The organism is Xenorhabdus bharatensis (assembly GCF_037996705.1).
Taxonomy (GTDB): Bacteria; Pseudomonadota; Gammaproteobacteria; order Enterobacterales; family Enterobacteriaceae; genus Xenorhabdus; species Xenorhabdus bharatensis.
Genome location: NZ_JBBMXG010000007.1, coordinates 61,190 through 81,212, shown reverse-complemented (window position 1 = coordinate 81,212; position 20,023 = coordinate 61,190). Strand labels below are relative to the sequence as shown.

Sequence of the window (20,023 nt, the reverse complement as noted above, 5' to 3'; positions counted from 1 at the left end):
CTCAGGTCAATATATCTTTATTAAAATGGCTCACATTGGTGAGCCATTTTATTTTTAGATTTAAAGCGATAGAAGTGGCAGAGACTTGTTTTTAGGGATTTTAGTACACCCCCCTGAGATGAAATCAAAGTCATCTTCTATAATGGTGGATTTTAATTTTCGTCGACATAGAAAACCCCTTTATCACCTGCTTCATTATTATATACTCCCCACAAACCAGTGAGACCAGCATCAGTAAATCCCATATTCAGCGCACTACTGTTCAGACCTTCGAATTGCCCCGTAGCGCCACTAAAATATATTTGCGGTTTTGTAAAAGCCTGGCCTATGCCGTTTAATACAGTGGATTTAAGTACGTTTCCTTGCAGCGCAGCTACTTGATTGTCTTGAAGATAAAATCCACTGTTTTTAGTAAGCGTACCTATGTAATCTCCATGGGGTGTGAAGTCAATACCTATCTTGGCTTGTAAATTAATCGGGTCTTTTCCCGCATTGGTGTGTATAACTTGTCCGCTATATGTTGGTGTCCCGCTGCGTGTTGAATGCACCGGGTTGACGACTCTGGTAGCTATGAATATTTCATTACCTATAGCACCTATGGCTGAGTTACCATGTTTGCTGGTATATAACAGTTGTTCGGGTAATTTAGTATCTTCTGTTATACCGGCGAACTTATTGCTGCCCTTACCCAATTCAATATACTTATACATTGCCATGTCTTGTGTGTTTTGATCCCACTTGTTTTTGTCGTCTTTCATTTGGCTTGTAAAGGTTCCGGCAGGGGCATTAAAAGCAACATATGTGTTATCTGCCGAACCTACCCCCCACGAAGAACCCTCCGAATTTCTCTTCAGCCATTCTGTTTCGCTTCCCTTATAAGACATTAAGGTGTTGTCGGATGTCGGATTGGGAAGTTCGGGGATGAGGCCGGGGGTTTTGGGGATACTCGAATGGGAGCCCCCTCCTTTAGAACAGGCTGTAACAGAAAGAACTAGAGCGAGAGCTAAAAATATTTTAGACTTTACGTTCATATAATGACTCCAATCTGTTTTTAGAAAAGCTAAGGAGATACTGTTAACCTTAAGTTTAAGTTAAATGTTTTTTTTTTCAAATTTTGTAAGTATTTATTTTTTTATTTAAAACAATTAGATACCCGTGAGTTAAACTTTGCTCCAAATTTATCGTTGGTTTTTTTCCTTATTTACACGATGATAACTCATGATTGTGATGTAAATGGATTACAACGGTTGGTTATTTGATTAAACCGCCGCGTATCTGCCTAAGTACCTGTGTTCAGTTAAAGCATTAAAAGTTACTCTTGAATTCCAGAAAAATATCTTTTTCATTGTAAGAATAAAAAGGATGGTTACTTTTGTTTTTTATATAAGAAAAAGTGAGTTTCGGGTAAATGCCAAATAAATTAATATTCTCATTTGAGAGTGAAAGGGTGATGGAATCAGTAATATCTTCTCTTTTTATTTTACGACTGTCTAAAAACTTATATCCAGGAATAGGAATGCCTATTATTCTATGGAAATAGGTATTGCCTTGATAATCAGTTTTCATCTTTTGATAGCGTAACTCTACTAAATAGTCATCTAATAACCGGCTGCTGATTAGAAAACTCCCCCCTATGTCATGGTGACTATCTGCTTTAGATTTTCTGTCTGTGATATTATAACTCCCGGATAAGGACATATATAAATCTTTAAAAGGGACAAAAATTAATGAACTACTAACGAAGTTAACATCGCCGTTAAGCTCTTTTCTCTTATTATAATATTCATTCCTATTTTCATAGAAAACAGTATATTTGAAATTTTCATTTAAACTCGATAATTTAAACAGGTTAAATCCGATTGCATCATAATAAGGTTTTAAACTTGCATTTTTATGTGATGAACTAGAGCCGCCACCATAAAAGGCCTTGGCATAAAAAGGGTTGAAGTATAAATAATTTGAATAATCTTCAAACCCGAATTTATTGCCTATTCTGGTGTTCAGGTAATCAAATCTTTTTTCTTTCTGGTAGTTAATCCCATAAGCATCAATCTCAAATTCAGAAAATAAGCCAGAGTCAAAAAAATATTTTTTGCTGATACTTGGCCGGTAGGAAAATCCGGTATCTTTTACCTTGTCATTTCTAAGTGCACCATTTATATTTATCCCATTGACTTTGGTGATATTTGAATCTCTCTTGAATGAAAAATCCATATTAAATTTAATTTCTTTTCCCTTTTCAATATGTTTTATATAGTTATTTATAATTTTCTTTTCCTGCTCATTCTGGGTGAAAATTAATAACTCATTGAAAATATTTTCGGATTGATTGTATTGTTTATTGAGTAAGTACAATATGGCCAAATCAAATTTAGCGGTTGGGTTATCATACCTATTGGTAAATTTCTCTAACTTATTGATAGCCTCTTGGTATTCTTCTTTTTTCATGAGGACTTTCGCCTCAGCCCAAAGAATCAGGTAGGGATCTTGACTGTGTGATTTTTTATAGAGGTTAAGTATTGCCTCCAGATTATCATTTTGTTCATAAATGAAAGAGATAATTGCATTTTCAAGTAATCTGGGTTGCCTCAATATCTCTTCTTCCGTATAGACATTTGGAGGATTTGGGATTATTTCTTTAGATTTTATTTCTGGAGCTTTTGCTTCTTCGGCTATTACGACGGGACTTATAGGAATAAGTAGGGTGGTAACAGCAGTTATAAGGATGGATTTGATTTTTTTCATAGAGTTTTAACTGATAATGATAGAGTGTTAAGGAGAAAAAATGACCTTTGCCTTAATTGTAGTGAGGTACAGCATCTACAACACCGCTAATTACTGTCATTTACCGAATAATCTAGAAAAAGGGGTTTCCCATCAGAGAAATAACCACCTGATTGCGTGAACCATTCAGGTGATGTTGCTGTACCACTGTGAACTCCACCCAGATAAGATGACTTTAGGTTTCATATAATGATCCTAGCCTGCTTAATTAATATTAATGGGATATTTTTAAGCTTAATTTAAAATTATTTTTTTTCAAACAAAGCGTAAATCTGAATAAAAGCATACGGATGTTTTCAAGAAGGGCTGGATATAATTAGGCCGTGATAACTCACAGCAGTAATATGCATGGTTCACTATGGTGAGCCATTTTATTGATAGTTGTCACTCATAAAAATAATTAATATATAAAAATATTTAATAATGTGATGGTTTTTATTTGAAATATTTCCATTGTGTACTATATTTAAAAAAACACCTATTACCAGACGGATATTCAATAATAGAAACTCTGAGGCATGGTTGTTTTTTATTTTTTAAAACTTTTGTTTTTTTAAAATAACGTAATAAAATCAACAAGCTCATTTTATGTTATTGGTGTTTGATCTGTTTTCCTGTTTTTTCCGAATTTGGTGAAATTGATATATTGGAGTTTAATATGATTACGGTAACATTATTATGTTTCTCGGGGCGAGATAACTATGTATGGCATTATAATAATATTTCTCAAATTAAGAAGTTGATGCATATATTCTATGCGAATATTGAAGGTGTTAACGTTAAACAAAGTGAAGGAGAGCTGGGTTTTGACGGGTTTCTTGTTGAACTGACGGGTCCTGAACAGGAAGTAGCACAGGAATATAATCTGGAAAGTACTTTTTATGTCTGTGATGGGTTTGCCCCAAGTCTGGAGAAAAGTAAAGCCATCGGGTTAAATTTATTAAGAGGATTTAAAGAAAATGCTGAGCTTAGGGAGATAATTATACAAACCATAAAAGAGATGAAACCAAAACAGGCTCACATTTCTGAGAGTAATGTTCCCGATGAGGAATTAGATGATGAGCCAGATGCGCTATTTTATTCAGTACAAGAAGACAATAAATTACACGATACAAAATTTGAGGATTTAGTTTCTATTGATTATAGAAGCCCAATTGACGGGTTACCATATCCGGTACAAGTTGCCTTATTTAATAAATCTTTCTGGAATAATAATTCCAGAAGATTAGTCTATGATAACTGTTATTCTTATGCATGTAATTATGCCATTGGTGCCATAAATAAAAAACGTCCTCGTCCGGGGCGATATGCCGGTAAGACATTAAAGTGTAATCAGAGTTCTGTTATCGAAGCCGCGCTGGCGGATGGGCTGGTTGAACTGGATAAATATGACTATAAACATGAAGCGGCTCATAAACCGAATTATATTGTTGCCCTGCTCACTACTCCTGATAGCCCATCTGGTAAATGTGAAGGGTTTTGGGATTACCACTGGTATAGATTAATTGTCGGTTCGAGTAAAAGACACCCTAGAATCTGGGGGCATAAAATAGGCAGGCAGACGGCAAGAAAAAGAGATCAAAGTGGTAAAATTATACGTGATATTTGTCTGGCAGATCATTTCAGATATAACCAATTCGGTGGGTATTTTGTTGTAAATGGCGATGTGAAAATAAAATAACATATCGATATGAAATTCCCTTTAATATATATTCTATAAGGTGATTAAAATGATTAAGGTAACATTATTATATTTTTCTGGGCGGGAGAATTTTTCATGGGATTATTATTTTCAAAATTATACCAAGAAATTAATATCCTTGTTTGTAGAGAATAAAAATGGCATTAATCTCAGTAAGCATGATGAAAAACTCGGTTTTTCAGGGTTTCTTGTTGAATTTTCATATCCTGAGTCACAATGGGTTGCAGAATATAATCTGCCAGACAAGTTTTATATATGTGATGGTTCTGCGCCAAATTTAGAAGAAAGTAAACATATCGCTCTTGAATTAATTAAAGGTTTTACTGAATCGCCAGAACTTCGGGAGAGAGTAATACAGGATATCAATCAGATGACATCGCAATCAGAACAGTTTGATGCTGATGATGGGCATCTTCCTGATGAAAAAAATCCTGATGAAAAAAATAAAGAAAGCCCGTATTTACAAGCAGCAGAAAAAACAAGTCACGATACTGATGATAAACATATTGTCACGACAGACTTCCTCAGCAGGAAAAAAGGGAGGGTACACCCTGTACAGGCCGGCCCGTATAACCCGGCGTTTTGGAATGATACTTCGGTAATGCTTCGTAATAATTGTTACGCTTATGCGTGTAATCTTGCTACTGGTAGTTTTCCTCAACCCGGAAGGAAGGCGGGCGTATATTATAGTTGCAGGCAGAGTTCGGTCATGGATGCGGCCCGTGCTGATGGGCTAATTGATCTGGATCGTTATCCTTTTAAAGAAGCAAATCTTCACAAGCCAAACTACGTTGTTGCACTTGTCACTACGCCGGATGCTCCGGACGGAAACTGTCTGCTTAGTTTATGGGACTATCATTGGTATCGGTTAGTTCTGGGTGACAGTAAAGATGGCAGAACCCCCCAACTTTGGGCACATAAACCCGGTCATAATGATGTCAGGAATAAAGATAACGAAGGGCACACTATCTATGACCTGTGTCGCGCCAAGCATGGCATTTATACAAAATTCGCTGGTTATTTTATAGTAAACAATCAGGTCAGCATAAGATAAGAGTTTAATATTAAATTAGTATACTCATTAATCCGTTTTATACACTTCGTCTTTCAAGTTGCCTCTTTGTTGACTGCGTTCGTTCATCCCGGTCACCGTTTTTATAAACATACGGTTATCTATGCTCCCGGGAGTTCACTCCCTTGCCGCCGTGATGCATCTTGAAATCGATTGTGTATAGCTATTTGAAAAATCTATTAAAAAAATAGAATGTTTTTTATTCTTATCGGGTGAGGTTATTCGGACTCACTATAGTGGTTAAACGGACTTTGTTTCTGCTATCTGTTGATTTTAAATATTAATTTAAGATATTTTAATTTTAAGTGATAAGTTCACCATTCTTTATTCTGGTTGTTATCAATGATTGAATCAGAGCTTATCCTGTCAGGCTCTGTGTAAATTGATACAACTAAATGTGGTTAATTATTAACTGATATTTAAACGTTTTAAAACCTATTTAACGGTATTTAGTTGTATGTCTGAAAAATTTGTTCAAACCATTTCCAGCGTCAATTATAACAAAGGCGTATTCTCGCTCTACTTTGTCGGGCAAGAACCGAATAAAATGGCAAATGGTGTATTAGCTGGAAACGATCAGGAGCTGGAATTAAAACAGGTTATTCATATGCCTGCTTCTGGTTTTATGTATATGGTTTCTATGGTGAAGAATATGTTGGAAGACCCTCGCATGGAAGCTGAAATCAATAAATTAATCACTGCTGGGTTTCTCGCTGTTCCTTCTGAGACTGTCGGGCTTTCTGATACAACGATTCCTTCCAATATCGAAGCCAAATAAATGGCTGTCGAGTATTTTTTCATCTTTTTAATTTAACCTGTTTTATTAACACTGAGATAAACATCAACGCCCAGTTGCTTTTTGTGATTGGGCGTTTTTGTCTTTAATTCTGGCATTTAATTTAGAGATTGAGCTATGGGAAAACCGTTCTGGCGAAGTGTTGAATACTTTTTTACAGGAAACTACACCGCTGATAATGGTGATAATAATATTGTTGCCATCGGATTTGGCGGTCAAATTCACGCGTATGGTGGTAATGATCATATCGCATTAGGTTCAATTGCTGCATCGGTTTATACCGGTTCAGGTAATGATACGGTAGTTGGTGGTTCAGCCTACCTGAAAATCAGTGATACCAGCGGGAACCTGAATGTAACAGGGGCATCCGGGTATGCGGAAATAGAAAAAGAAGGTGAAGGTAATATTGTTTTTTCCGGGGCAGCAGGTGGTGCGGTTATCCAGCATAATGGGCGTTCCGGTCATCTGAATTATTCTGGCGCGGGCGCTTACAATAGTCTTAACCGCCATGGCGAAAATGGCAATATCACATTTACCGGAGCTGGCGGTTATAACCATTTCTATTCCGATGTTACTCACGGCAATATCCATTTTATGGGTGCGGGTGGCTATAACCAGATCACGCGGAAAGGCTCGGATGATAATTTCGGTGGGGAAGGTATGGCCTATGCAAAAGCGGAAGATATCGTTCTGATGTCGGCAACGCTGGCGGGTAACTGGGTCCAGAACCATCAGAAAGTCACCGCTGTTAAATCAGCGCGGGAAACCAATACCCACCTCTTTGCACTTGTTGATGGAAACTTTACCAAAATAAACAAGATCCATCTGAGCAATGACCCGGAAACCGGCAGGCTGAAATATTTCACGACGTCTTGGTACAAGGAAGGTAATCACCTTAATAATTTGGTATCACATGATATCTCTGAGCGTAACGGTTTCCAGATTATCAACCTTGATAACGCCTATACCTTGTCTGGTCTGAAGGCTGAATATCATCAGGCATTTACGATACATGCAATAGAGAAAGAACTGCCGGAAAATGAGTGGGTCACTTATGCTGATGGTGTTCAGATCGCGGCAGAAAATATTACGCTGTCAGATGCCCGAATGGGGGGATATGCCATCTCAACCGATGGCTCAACGGTCGATGTAAAAGCGGTGAAATCCAACCGGATGGAGAATACTTATCTGTATGCCAAGGTGTTGGGGGAATACACCAAGGTTGTGGTCGTTCAACTGAAAAACGACCCTGAAACAGGGAAGTTGCAATACATCGCCACACCGTGGTACCAAGCCGGTGATCAAACGGCAGTGATGGCGGATCAATTTATCGGCCCTAATTACGGTTATTCCTCTTTGGGCAAAGGCAGTTATACGCTGAGTCATGTCCATTACAGCGTGAATACCGTCAGAGTAACATCCGGAACTATTGCCGATGTGAGCAGTGTCCGTGAACAGGCATTATTCACGTCTGACACAACAAAGAATGACAGCAGTGGTGATGTCCGGTTCGAAGGCGCGGGGGGCGGCAATGTTATTAAATCCAATGTCGCCCGTGGCAATGTTTACTTTAAGGGAGCGGGTCTTGCGAATGTCATTCTGCACAACTCAGAAATTGGCGATACTGAATTCAGAGGGGCTGGTGCGGCAAATGTTATTTTCAAGAAAGGCAAAAAAGGCCATCTGAATTTCAACGGCGGCGGTATCGCCAATGTTATTACCCATATCAGCACATCTCATCTTACATCTGATTCATCCCCGCCTGATGTATCGCCAACTAATGACAGTCATAGCCGGGTTATCGCATTGGGGGGCGCTAATGTGCTGACCCGCAAAGGTAATGGACGGGTCTTTGCCGTGATGGGCGGCGGGGCAAATGTGCTGACTCATCTCGGGAATGGCGAAACGACAAGTGTCATGATGGGCGGTGCCAATGTCCTGACCAAAGTGGGTGACGGAGAAACCACCGGCTTAATGTTTGGTCTGGGCAATGTTCTGACCCATGTGGGTAACGGCAGGACACTGGGTACGATGGCAGCTGTCGGTAACATCTTTACCAAAGTGGGTGACGGGGAAACTATTGCCGCCATGCTCGCCGCCGGTAATATTTTCACTCATATCGGTGATGGTGAAGTCTGCGCCATGATGGCGGGTGGCGGTAATGTCTTTACCAAAGTGGGTAACGGTGATGCGCTGGCACTGATGGTGGCACTGGGCAATGTGTTCACCCATGTGGGGGATGGCCTGAGTGTTGCCCTGATGGTGGCGAAAGGCAACCTTGCCACCAAGGTAGGGAATGGTGACAGCCTCGCTGCCATGATTGGGGTGGGTAATGTGATGACCCATATCGGCCACGGTAATACCTTTGCCGCCATGGTGGGGGAAGCCAATATTTTCACCAAAGCGGGTGATGAACTGACCGCGGCGGTGATGATTGGCAAAGCTAATATTTATACCCATGTGGGTCAGGGCACCAGTATCGGGTTGTTTGCCGGTAATGCCAATATCATGACCAAAGTCGGCGATGGCACAACACTGGCTGCAATGTTTGGTCAGGCTAATGTGATGACCCATGCTGGCAGCGGGCTGACGGGCGTACTGGCATTGGGTGAAGCCAATGTGGTGACAAAAGTCGGTCACGATTTTATGGGGGTTGTAGCCGCGGCTAAAGCTAACGTGACAACGCATGTTGGTCATGGTGTGACTGCCGGTGTCTTGCTGGGTAAGGGGAATATGCTGACGAAAGTTGGTAACGGGACAACGGTCGGTCTGCTTGTTTCCAAATTCGGCAATATCATGACTCATGTCGGGGATGGGAACACCGTGGGTTTTGCCAAAGGCAATCTGAATCTGATGACTAAAATTGGCGAGGGTCTGGCGGTCAATGCCGCTTGGGGTGATGCCAATATCATGACCCACGTGGGAACCGGGGATCACTATAACTTTGCCAAAGGGAAAGCCAATCTGGTGATCAAGATCGGCGATGGACGTACGGTGAGTGTTGTACAAGGCTCGGCTAACCTTTTGACTCATTTGGGTCATGGTGATGATTACACCGGCGCGTGGGGTAAGGCAAATGTGATCACCAAAGTGGGTAATGGTCGTCAGGTCACACTGGCTAAAGGTGATGCGAATATTGTCACGCACATAGGTCAGGGTGACAGCCTGAATGCGCTGTGGAGCCAAAGCAATGTTGTCACCAAAGTGGGTGATGGGATGCAGATTACCGCTGCGAAGGGTAAAAGTAATATCACCACCAGCGTGGGGAATGGCCTGAGCGTGGTGGCTGCCCACGGTGATTTGAACGTGAATACCAAAGTGGGGGATGGTATCTCGGTCAATGTGGCGTGGGGTAAGCTCAATGTCAGCACCAAAGTGGGTGACGGTCTGAATGTTTCGGTCATGAAAGGCACCGGCAATGCCAATGTTCATGTCGGTGACGGGATGAACATTCATGCCTCCTATGCCCGCAATAACGTCGCCATCCAAATCGGAAACGGGGATTTTTACAATCTGGCGCTGGCCTCCAGCAATACGGAAAGCCATAAACTGGCAACCCTGTTCGGTAATATCAAACAGACGTTACTGGGAGCTATGGGCAGTCAGGGGATTAACTTTCTGGTTCATGGTGATGAGGCCAATACATCGGGTAGTTACCGAGGGCGGGGAGCTATCAATTTACCGGAAATTAACCGTCTGAAAGGCTTTGAACTGACGGAAATCAGTGAAGTCAGCTCCACGCTTTCCACGGATCTGCATGCCTCGGTGAGCCAGCTGAAAACACCGGATGTCGGCAGGCTGGAAACCATCATGAATGGGGAAGAACAACCCACGAAAAATCAGAAACCTAATCTGATTGTCAACGGGGATTTCGAGGCTGGTACACAAGGCTGGCAAGCGACCAACGGCATTGAAGCCCAGCATCCGGCGGCGTCTTATGGGCTGGATAACGCAGGTCACGGCAGCTATGTGACTGAGTTAGATGCTAATGCCAACACCACTATTTATCAGGATCTCCGCCAGCTTAAAGCGGGAGAGGTCATTACCCTTGACTTTGACTTTGCACCGCGTGCAGGCAGCACCGATGATAACGGTATAGAAGTGCTCTGGAACGATCAGGTTGTTTTCTCATCTTCGGACGATAGGATCGCCTGGCAGCATAAACAGCTCGTATTGATTGCACAGGCTGGCAGTAACCGGCTGGCATTCAAAGGCACCGGCAGAAGCGATGGCAGAGGTTACATTCTGGATAACATTGTTGCATGCTCAAATCGTTCTCAAAGTGTAAAAGTGAAGCAGACACCACAAAACTCAGTGGCTGGTGACGTACTGGATGATAAGGCGAATGCCGAAGCTGACAGTGAACGTCTGATGCAGGAAAAAGAGCAACAACTGGCGGCGATTGCCGATACTCAGAACCAGTTAGCCGCAACCGATCTTGATGCCCTGAATGCGAACGGGCTGGCACAGCGTGATGTCATCAGGCAAGAAGAACAGGCTATCACGGATGATCTACTGGCGAAGGCAAAGGCACTTGAAAGTCTCGATAATCAGACAAACGAGCGTCATCAGGGGGATTCCGGTGCTCAATGGCGTCATGATTATGCGGGCCGGTTGTTGGATGATCTTCAGTCACAACTGGATAAAGCCAAAAACATTGCCGGGCAGCAACTGGAATCTTCGGATTCATCTATTCTGCAACACCGGAAGCAAATCGATACGGCTCTGGAAAAATCAGAAGCGGGTATTATCAGAAGCGAACAGAATCAACGGAATGCGCAGCAGGATATTACCGATGCCCGCAGCCGGGCAGAATTCCGGTCGCAAGAAGCACAGTCACAGCAGAAACGGGCTGCACAGGCTGCCTCTGATGGATATAACGCGGCTCAGCAGGCAGAGCAGGATGCTGCCATTGAAGCGAAAAACAGCAGCCAGAAACCCGTTCGCCGAGAAAATAAGGGAAGTGGCTTATCCGGCCCGGCTTACGAGCCAAGTGGCGCAGATCATACAGGCAGCCATATTGCTCAGGATATAGCAGCGCAGGGTAATGGGCGTTTCCGGCTGGAACGCCCGGAGTCAGACGATAATCTGGCGCCCTTGGCTGAGGCAAAACAGGCACTCGACCGTTTACAAATTAAAGCCGGGATTATTTCCAGAAAGACAAACATTATGCCCACCGGACAGCAGCCGAATGAGCAGCCCCGTAATATAGCGTTTCCTGATGAAGTTAATCACGGCATTGATGCGTCTGAAACACTGAGCAGGGCATTACCTGATCTTTCAGTTGCGGTGACAGATCAACTGGAAGCATTGGGAAATGAGCGTTTAGCTGCGGATTATGGTTTACCGCAAAACAGACTGATACCGTCAAACTCTGTTGCATTATCCACGATTGCGGCAAGAGCACAAAAAGTCGCGGATATCTATCGTTGGCTGGACAGTGACACTGAACGACTGATGGATTTTTCAGCTGATGATTATATTCCCGTACCGGGAATTGCCCGTATTGATACCGAGTTTTATGAGAGTAACCGCCAAAAGATGATCGATTATATCGAAGGTTATCTCAACAGCATTAAACACACTATTCCCAATGCTCAGGTGTCTTCACTGGCAAAACTATTTGTAGAATCCACCATTGATTATGACTGGGATAAACGTGTCCGTTTCATGACCGAACTGGAGCATTACGGCTACCGTTTTGATCCGGCTGACGGTGAACAGAGCGTGGTGACATTGCGTTCGGGGAATAATTCCCAGCCATACCGTGAATTGCTGAATGCCGCCCAGACTCATGGCAAGAAAGTGGTTTATGACACGGATTTACCGGGGCATGCGTTTAGTCACACATTAAGTGAACGATTGTTGGATTGGGCCTCACACTCGCTTGATGCCCATGATCCTCGTCAAAAAGAGCAGCAATCAGCGATAGAGGCTTTTGTGCGGAGCAATAGGGGGCTTTGGAGTTCGGTGTATGCAACTAAAGCCCGCGGGGATGTTTATGTGATCGCAGAAGGTGGCTTACTGTTGGGCAGTACTTTCTGGAACCTCGAATTACCGGTACTCCGCCAATTACAGCGTGAAGGCATGGTCGGCGAGATCCGGTTACTGGATAAACCCGCTTCCGAATATAAACATCTGCCATTGAAACAGATTGGCAGCCGACTGGCAGATAAAAATATTGGCATGAAAGTACGTTTCGATGCCCTGAATCCGGTTGAACAACAAAAATATCTGGAGATAAATGCTAACGATTATCAGCCGGATACATTGGTTGATTTGAATGTCAGGCTGGGTGCTATTGATAATATGCTGAATAAAGCCCTGCCATTTTATCGTCTGCGTTCAGAGCTGAATATTCTGATTCGCGAAGGGGCAGATCAGACTTTTGAAGTACATTCATGGCCGGAAAACCGCCATTCTCCGATTAAGATGATTAAGCTGGAAAACCCGAAAGATCCGGCACAGCTTAAAGTCATTGAACAATTCATTCTGGCTAACTATGAGAGCTATGATCAGTTCCCTAAAGAATTACATCTTATCGAAAATAACATTGTTTCTTATGATCAACAGCGTACGCGGATTCTGGCTGAAAAAATTAACGGTCGCTGGAGTTACCGCCCATCGACGGAATTGATGTCAGCCGATGAATTGCAGCAAAAGGCTTACATCAAAGGTAAGCCAATGGGTGAAAGTTACCGTAATGTCATTGATGCGCTGCAACGTTATGAGCAGGCACTGATGGAAGACAGGGATTATTCACTGGATGCTATCGAAAAACTAACCTACCTCTGTCAGCAGGTCGAAGGCTATGTGCTTGGGCATGCAGATTCAAAACGGACTCCGGCGATGCAACAGCTGTTATCCCAGATTTATGGACGCCTCTCCGAATCCATGACTCTGGCGGAACCGACACTGAGAAGTTCAGGTGAAGGCAGTTTCAGTGAACTGTACAACAAACTGTCCAACTCCAAACTCAGCGATTCCAAACATCTCTATATTGATATGCAGGGTGACTTCGTTACTCAGGGCAGATTCAGTGTGAAGATAGCCAAAGACACGGCGGGCAAGGGTGTCAGACTGGTTATGGAGGCCGTTACCCGAGAATATGGGCAGGACGTAACTAATGCCATTTTCTCCAAACTGAAAGCCAGTGATCTGGCAAAAGATGGTATCGGGATTGATATTTCTGGCCTTAAAAAAGTTCACCGGGAAATTGAGCGTCATGTATCGCCGGTCAGTGCCACCCTCTATATCTGGAAACCGAGTGATCACAGTAGTGTCGGGCATGCCGCCCTGCAAATTGGTCAGGGCCGCGTGAAAGTCAGCCCTGAAGAAGTCAGAGACTTCAATGATATGAACTATGTGAGCTGGTGGCCTGCCGGCAGTAAATCCCTCAATTTGCAGGAACTGCTTGAGACAAATAATAGTCAGTCTGATTTTAGGATCCGCTGGCGTGACCTGAGTATGCCCGCTCATCAGAATCCGGCGTTGAGATATGACGTTGCCTCTGAAGAAGATGATGATTTTGGCTTGGTGGATGGTTCAGATGAACTGAAAGAATTCGTTGAGAAACTGAGAGCCGTAAAAGGCGTGGATGCGAAATTCAGGGATGTCAGTGAAAGTTTCGCGATGGCGGCACTGGCTAATCCGGAGATGCTTAAATCGGCTGAGATCCCGCCTCATATTTATCAGCCATTCCTTGCCCAGTGGCGGGATGACAATATGGATATGCAGGAAGTGGCTCAGCGCTTTGCCGAAGTGCTGCGGATGGCCGCAGAATTGCAGAATTCTAAACGCATGGAGCATCTGATTGGCAATGTTGCGCGTCAGTTTGCTGAGCGTGAATTGGCAGACATTAATGCCTTTAAAGATGGTAAAGCCGATCAAGGCCGGGTATTCCGCATCAATCTGGAAGGCCTTGATGTGGCGGCAATGCAGGCTGAGTGGGAAAAAATCAGCACGGATCCGGATGCGCGCTATCAACTTTTTGCCAAAAACTGCTCAACGGTTGTGGCCCGTGTACTGAAAGCCGGAGGTGCAGAAAAAATCCTCGGCTATGCATGGCGTCCCGGTCTGGGGGTCTGGAAACCGAATGATCTCTTTAACTATGGTCAGGCCTTGCAGAAGGCAACGCAGGCTGAGCGGGTCAAAAATAAATATCGTCGTTTGAACAGTGATGGTGTGGGACGCATCCTGAACCAGCCGGATGATTTTTATGAAGAGATACTGGAAAAAGTCGCGATTGAAAATGATGGCTCACCATTACGTGACAGTGAGCCACGTAACCCGCTGGCACGTTTTATGAATAATGAGCTGTACGGGATGAAAGATGATCGCCGGCGTATCAGTAAAGCGGTGCAGATAGGACTTAGCCGGGCAATTGAACGCAAGATGGCAGAAAAAGTCACGTTGCGAGGTGAGGCGGGGCGTCTGGAAGGTTATTACCACCTGAGTGCTGCGGAGCCGTCAGACAAAGTCGTGCTGTTTATTCACGGCTCAGATTCTTCTGCGGAAGAACAGGCCAGTAAAATCCAGACTTATTATCAGCAGCAGGGTGTCGATATGCTCGCTGTCAGTATGCGCGGTTACGGCACCAGTGATGGTCGCCCCAGTGAAAACGGCCTGTATCAGGATGCACGTACCATGTTCCGTTATCTGGTCAATAATCGTGGTATTAAACCAGAAAATATTGTTATTCACGGCTATTCAATGGGGGCACCGATTGCGGCGGATCTGGCCCGTTATGTTGGGCGAAGAGGGCAACCTGTTGCCGGCTTACTGTTTGACAGACCAATGCCCAGTATGACCAAAGCCATTACGGCTCATAATATCCTGAATCCGACAGGCGTCGTTTCTGTACTGGCAAAATCGGTTAACGGAAAATTCTCAGTTGAGAAAAACCTACAGGGTATTAGCAAAAAGACCCCTATCATGGTGCTTACTGGCCGGGACGGGCTGGGAACCGAAGGCGAAAAACTACGCACTAAACTCATTAGCGCCGGTTATAACATCTCTGGTGAACATACTTATCTGGGGCATGATTCCAGTCGCCGGATGATGGAGCTGTACGCTAACAAGATCGTGACTAACTTGTTTGAAAGCAACTTGTCTGAAACCAACGTGCGAAAACAAGAAAGTCTTGTTATCAAAGGCATCAAGAACGATTTGAAGCGTTATATGCAGTTTCTACAATCCCATACGGATAAGACCGGCAGGGTGTACGATCTGCGGGCAACAAAAAAATTCCTGTCAGGCTACGGGCATAATCAGGCTGAGCGTATGGTTGAGGGTTTCCATGCCGATATGGGGATCAAGCAGTTGGTGGATCTGCTGTTGAAAGGCAACTGGACAGCGGAACAGAAAGGCGCGTTATCCTGGGAAATTGAAAACCGGGCGCTGAAACTCAGCTTACGGCCAAGAATAGAAAAACACAGCCGTCTGTTCCGGGATGTTGCTTCCACGGGAATTGAAGACTCACAGGCAAATGAACATCTGGCGCCTCAGCTGATGTTGTTGAACCTGTCCAATGATGGTTTCGGCGGGCGCTGTATGCCGCTGTCAGAGCTGGTTCTGCTGGCAAAATATCTTGAGAATGAAGGGCAGGAGAATGTCAGCAATGATTTTCTGAAAAAACTCTACTCAGCGGCTTCCGTCCTCAGTCATCCGGAGTTGTACGCCGAATCCGAACAAGCGAACGCCAGTAAATTGCTCGGCGCACTCTCTGCACTCTATATCCGGGCACCGATGTATGACAACACGTTCAGGGCATGGAAGAAAAAACTGTTTGGTAATCAGGCATTAACAGTGAAGGATGTCATTGACGAAATTACAGTACCCAATGCGGATGGTCAGTCGATTTTACTTGAGCTGAATACCTCGGATCATGCTATGGCTGCATGGTCAAAAGACAACAGCGGAACACGGATGTATGGGTTCTATGATCCTAATGTCGGCATTGTGGAATTTTCCTCAGTAGAGAAATTCAGCGCTTATGTTAAGCGTTTCTTCAGCCGTTCTGGCATGAATATGGCGCAATACTACGGTATGCCTAAAAATGAGCATCAGGAAAGTTTTTTCAATCAGGTCATTGTCGTGAATGGCCGGGCGCTGGCTTCTTATCGTCCGGTCATTGATGACAAAATGAACCTGAAAGATATTCTGGCAATGGAAATCTTTGATGACTCACCCATGAAAAATGCTTTAGGTACAGAACGCCCACTGCATAACCAAAATGTCGCTTCGTGGGATGAAATGACAGTCACACCACAACCGGAAAGCGGAACCAGCCGTTTTGACAGCCAGATCATTATCCAGACTGAGAATGATCCGGTTGTTGCCAGAGCTGCGGCCAATCTGGCAGGGAAACACCCTGATTCCAGTATCGTTGTTCAGTTTGATTCTGCTGGTCAATATCGGGTGGTATACGGTGATCCAGCCAGACTGACAGGTAAACTACGCTGGCAGATTATCGGTCACGGGCGTGAAATGACTGAATTAAATCATACCCGCATGGGCGGCTATAACGCGGCTGAATTAGCGATCAATTTAAAACAATTCAGCCGTGAATTCCGGCATGGCGGAACACCGGAGCATATCAGTCTGGTGGGATGTTCTCTGATCAGTGATGACAAGCGCGATGGCTTTGCCCGCCATTTTATCACTGAGCTTAAACAGCAGGATATCCATGCTTCTGTATCTGCGCGCAGTAGTAATATTGCCGTGGATAATACGGGCCGTAAATATGCCAGAAGAGATGCGCAGGAACAGTGGGTACATAAGCTGCATGACAATAAAATGGTGCTGAACTGGAATGCTGACGGTGAACTGGAAACCCGTTCAGAGCGGGTACGTCACGGTATCGCTGAAAGTGATATCGTGCTGGCGCGTATAGGCAGCCGGAATACCAATGCAGCCGCTACCGGCGCGATTGCTGATAACAACGAAACCTTTCACTCACCACGTAAGCGTCTTGTTCAGAATAGCGATGACGCGAGCAGGCCATCAAAAAACAATCAGTTAAGTTATTCCGGTAATGTGCAGCTGCAAATCGGTGATGGAGAATTTACCTCCATTAACTGGGGAACCACGAATGTCGGCCTTAAATTAGGAACGGGAGGCTTTAAGTCTCTGGCGTTTGGCGATAATAACGTCATGGTTCATCTGGGAGACGGTGACAGCAAACACAGCGTGAATATTGCCGGTTATCAGGCACTGGAAGGCGCACAGTTGTTCATCGGCAACCGGAACATCAGCTTTAATCAGGGGCGCAGTAACGATCTGATTGTCATGATGGATAAATCTATTCCGACACCGCCAATGCTTAACCCGTTTGACGGCGTATCCCGTATGTCAGGCGTTTTGCAGGATATCTCCGGTTCGTTCTCTTCTCCGGGCTGGCTGGCCGCTCAGGAAGAGCAATGGACAATCGCCAGTGTGAAAAAATACCTACAGGATATGTCAGGGCTGGATCTGACCAGCAGCGTGGATTACCGCTCACTGACTGAGATGGATTCTCAGGAATTACGCAGTGGCCGTGGCCTGAAGAGCGATATCGAAAGCGCACTGAACAAAAAATACAACCAGTGGCTGGGAGGCGAGGCGCAAAAAGTCAGTCACCTCAGCCGGGCAGACAGATTCCGGCAGGCCAATGAAAAACTCGCCTTTAACTTTGCTGTTGGCGGGCGCGGTGCTGATATTCAGGTGACAACCGGTAGCTGGAATTTTATGTTCGGTGACAATATTCAGTCGCTGCTGGATATTAATCTGGGATCGCTGTTTGGCCTGATGACTCAGCAGTACACAACAACCGGGCTGGCGAGAACGACATTCACTTATAGTGTTCTGGATTTACCGCGCCAGTTAAAAAACAAACTGTTGCGGAGCCTTGCCCGTGTTGATGCAGATACCACTCTGGGAGACATTTTTAATGTGGATTACACGGCGGAAGGCCGCATTATTTCCCGAAACGGTCAGCCTGTGGATGGCGTTGCGGTTATACAGGAAATGCTGGAGATCATCAGCGGCTTTAGCAGTGATCAGTTAAAGGCGCTGATTGATCCGCAAACCCTGAAAGATTACATCAAAGAGCACTCGGCGGCAGATACTGACGCCCTGAATTCTTTCCTTGAAAATCATGGCCTGAAAACCAAAGCCTCTGTTGATGCTCAACAAAAGCAAGCTGAAGAACAATTAAGAGATGAACAGCCCGGAGATAATGTACAGCCAGAACGCACCGCCGGTTTTAACGCATTTAACCTGCCAAACCTGTTTGCAACGCTGTTCAGCCAGAAAAAACAGCAGGACATGCAGGATCTGGTCACCAGCCTGAAACAGAACCTGACCGCAGATTTACTGAATATGCAGGATAAGACATTTGATTTCCTGCGTAACAGTGGTCATCTGCAAGGTGACGGTGATATTCATGTTTCTCTGGGTAACTATAACTTTAACTGGGGCGGTGACGGCAAAGATATGGGCGCTTATCTTGGCGATAACAACAATTTCTGGGGAGGTCGTGGTGATGATGCATTCTACTCGCTGGGCACTTCCAATATTTTCACCGGCGGTGAAGGTAATGACATGGGCGTTCTGATGGGACGGGAAAACATGATGTTCGGCGGAGCCGGTGATGATGTTGCCGTGTTGGCGGGTCGTATTAACTATGCCTATATGGGCAAGGGTAACGATCAGGTCTTTGCCTTTGGTGAAGGTGGCGTCATTGAAGGGGGGGAAGGGCGTGACTATATCGTGGCCTCCGGTAACTTCAACCAAATTGATAGCGGGGAAGGGCAGGATTACGTCGTTGCCATTGGTAACAACAATCAGGTGGAACTCGCGCAAGGCAACGATTTTGCCACCGTATTCGGCAACCATAACCGGATTGAAGGTAATGAAGGCAATGATTCCATCAAACTGATGGGCTATCACGCCCTGATCAATGGTGGAGAAGGAAACGATCACCTGATCGCCGATGTGGTTTCCAAATTCAGTCAACTGAATGGTGGTGACGGTGATGACTTGTTGGTACTGGGGGGATACCAGAACCGCTTTACGGGTGGTTCAGGTGTGAATAGTTTTGTCGTCAGCGGTGATGTGATTGATAACCTCGTTGAGGATATTAAATCCAGCGACAAAATTATCTTCAATAACCTGAACTGGCAGAACCTGTGGTTCCAGCGCAGTGGTTATGATCTGGTACTGTTGACAGCCCGTCATGTCACCGATACCTCTGCTCAGGGCCAGTTCGAAGCCACAGGCTCGGTCATCTTCAATGATTACTTCAATGGCAATCAGGCGGATATTATCACCCGGATAGGAGATAAAGATGCGAGAGGAGAACGCGAATTTACCGCGCTGTCAACTCACGCGGTAGATTCACTGGTGCAGGCCATGAGTGGATTTGCTCCGACAGTCGGAGACAGTGGTTTTATGGATTCCCTTGATAATCAGACGAAATCCGCGATTGTCACGGCTTGGTCAGATACCACAATCGGAAAAGACCGACTGATTTGATTTTTTCCGTGAGTAAAACGTAATTCGCAATAATGGCTCATATTGAGTGAGCCATTATTTTTATCAATAATAAATTTCTATAAAAATACATATTATATTTTTTAGATTTTATTTTATTTATATTAATTGATTTTGTTTTGTTGGATTTTTAATG

At 44.4% G+C, this 20,023-nt stretch carries 6 protein-coding genes; 4 read left to right on the top strand and 2 right to left on the bottom strand.

Annotation, left to right across the window (positions count from 1 at the left end):
* Positions 1–152: 152 nt before the first annotated feature.
* Together AAC855_RS08530 and AAC855_RS08525 are read right to left on the bottom strand one after the other, a co-directional pair.
* The gene (locus AAC855_RS08530) at positions 153–1,031 is read right to left on the bottom strand and encodes a hypothetical protein (RefSeq protein ID WP_340609163.1); all 879 of its coding nucleotides are present in this window, start codon (positions 1,029–1,031) and stop codon (positions 153–155) included.
* Positions 1,032–1,305: 274 nt separating this feature from the next.
* Positions 1,306–2,745: a surface lipoprotein assembly modifier gene (locus AAC855_RS08525; RefSeq protein ID WP_340609162.1), complete on the bottom strand. Its 1,440-nt coding sequence runs from the start codon at positions 2,743–2,745 to the stop codon at positions 1,306–1,308.
* 697 nt (positions 2,746–3,442) lie between these two features.
* Between AAC855_RS08525 and AAC855_RS08520 the strand changes: the two genes are divergently transcribed.
* From AAC855_RS08520 to rtxA, 4 genes are all read left to right on the top strand, one after another.
* A complete protein-coding gene (locus tag AAC855_RS08520) occupies positions 3,443–4,465 on the top strand; it encodes a hypothetical protein (RefSeq protein ID WP_340609161.1) in 1,023 nt (340 codons plus the stop codon).
* 49 nt (positions 4,466–4,514) lie between these two features.
* A complete protein-coding gene (locus AAC855_RS08515) occupies positions 4,515–5,540 on the top strand; it encodes a hypothetical protein (RefSeq protein ID WP_340609160.1) in 1,026 nt (341 codons plus the stop codon).
* Positions 5,541–6,015: 475 nt separating this feature from the next.
* Positions 6,016–6,336: a protein RtxH gene (rtxH, locus tag AAC855_RS08510; RefSeq protein WP_340609159.1), complete on the top strand. Its 321-nt coding sequence runs from the start codon at positions 6,016–6,018 to the stop codon at positions 6,334–6,336.
* Positions 6,337–6,471: 135 nt separating this feature from the next.
* A complete protein-coding gene (gene rtxA, locus AAC855_RS08505; RefSeq protein ID WP_340609158.1) occupies positions 6,472–19,869 on the top strand; it encodes an MARTX multifunctional-autoprocessing repeats-in-toxin holotoxin RtxA in 13,398 nt (4,465 codons plus the stop codon).
* The last annotated feature ends 154 nt before the right edge of the window (positions 19,870–20,023 follow it).

Excerpts from the sequence above, each read along its gene's own strand:
- AAC855_RS08530 (WP_340609163.1), bottom strand. The coding sequence starts at position 1,031 with ATGAACGTAAAGTCTAAAATATTTTTAGCTCTCGCTCTAGTTCTTTCT.
- AAC855_RS08525 (WP_340609162.1), bottom strand. The coding sequence starts at position 2,745 with ATGAAAAAAATCAAATCCATCCTTATAACTGCTGTTACCACCCTACTT.
- AAC855_RS08520 (WP_340609161.1), top strand. The coding sequence starts at position 3,443 with ATGATTACGGTAACATTATTATGTTTCTCGGGGCGAGATAACTATGTA.
- AAC855_RS08515 (WP_340609160.1), top strand. The coding sequence starts at position 4,515 with ATGATTAAGGTAACATTATTATATTTTTCTGGGCGGGAGAATTTTTCA.
- rtxH (WP_340609159.1), top strand. The coding sequence starts at position 6,016 with ATGTCTGAAAAATTTGTTCAAACCATTTCCAGCGTCAATTATAACAAA.
- rtxA (WP_340609158.1), top strand. The coding sequence starts at position 6,472 with ATGGGAAAACCGTTCTGGCGAAGTGTTGAATACTTTTTTACAGGAAAC.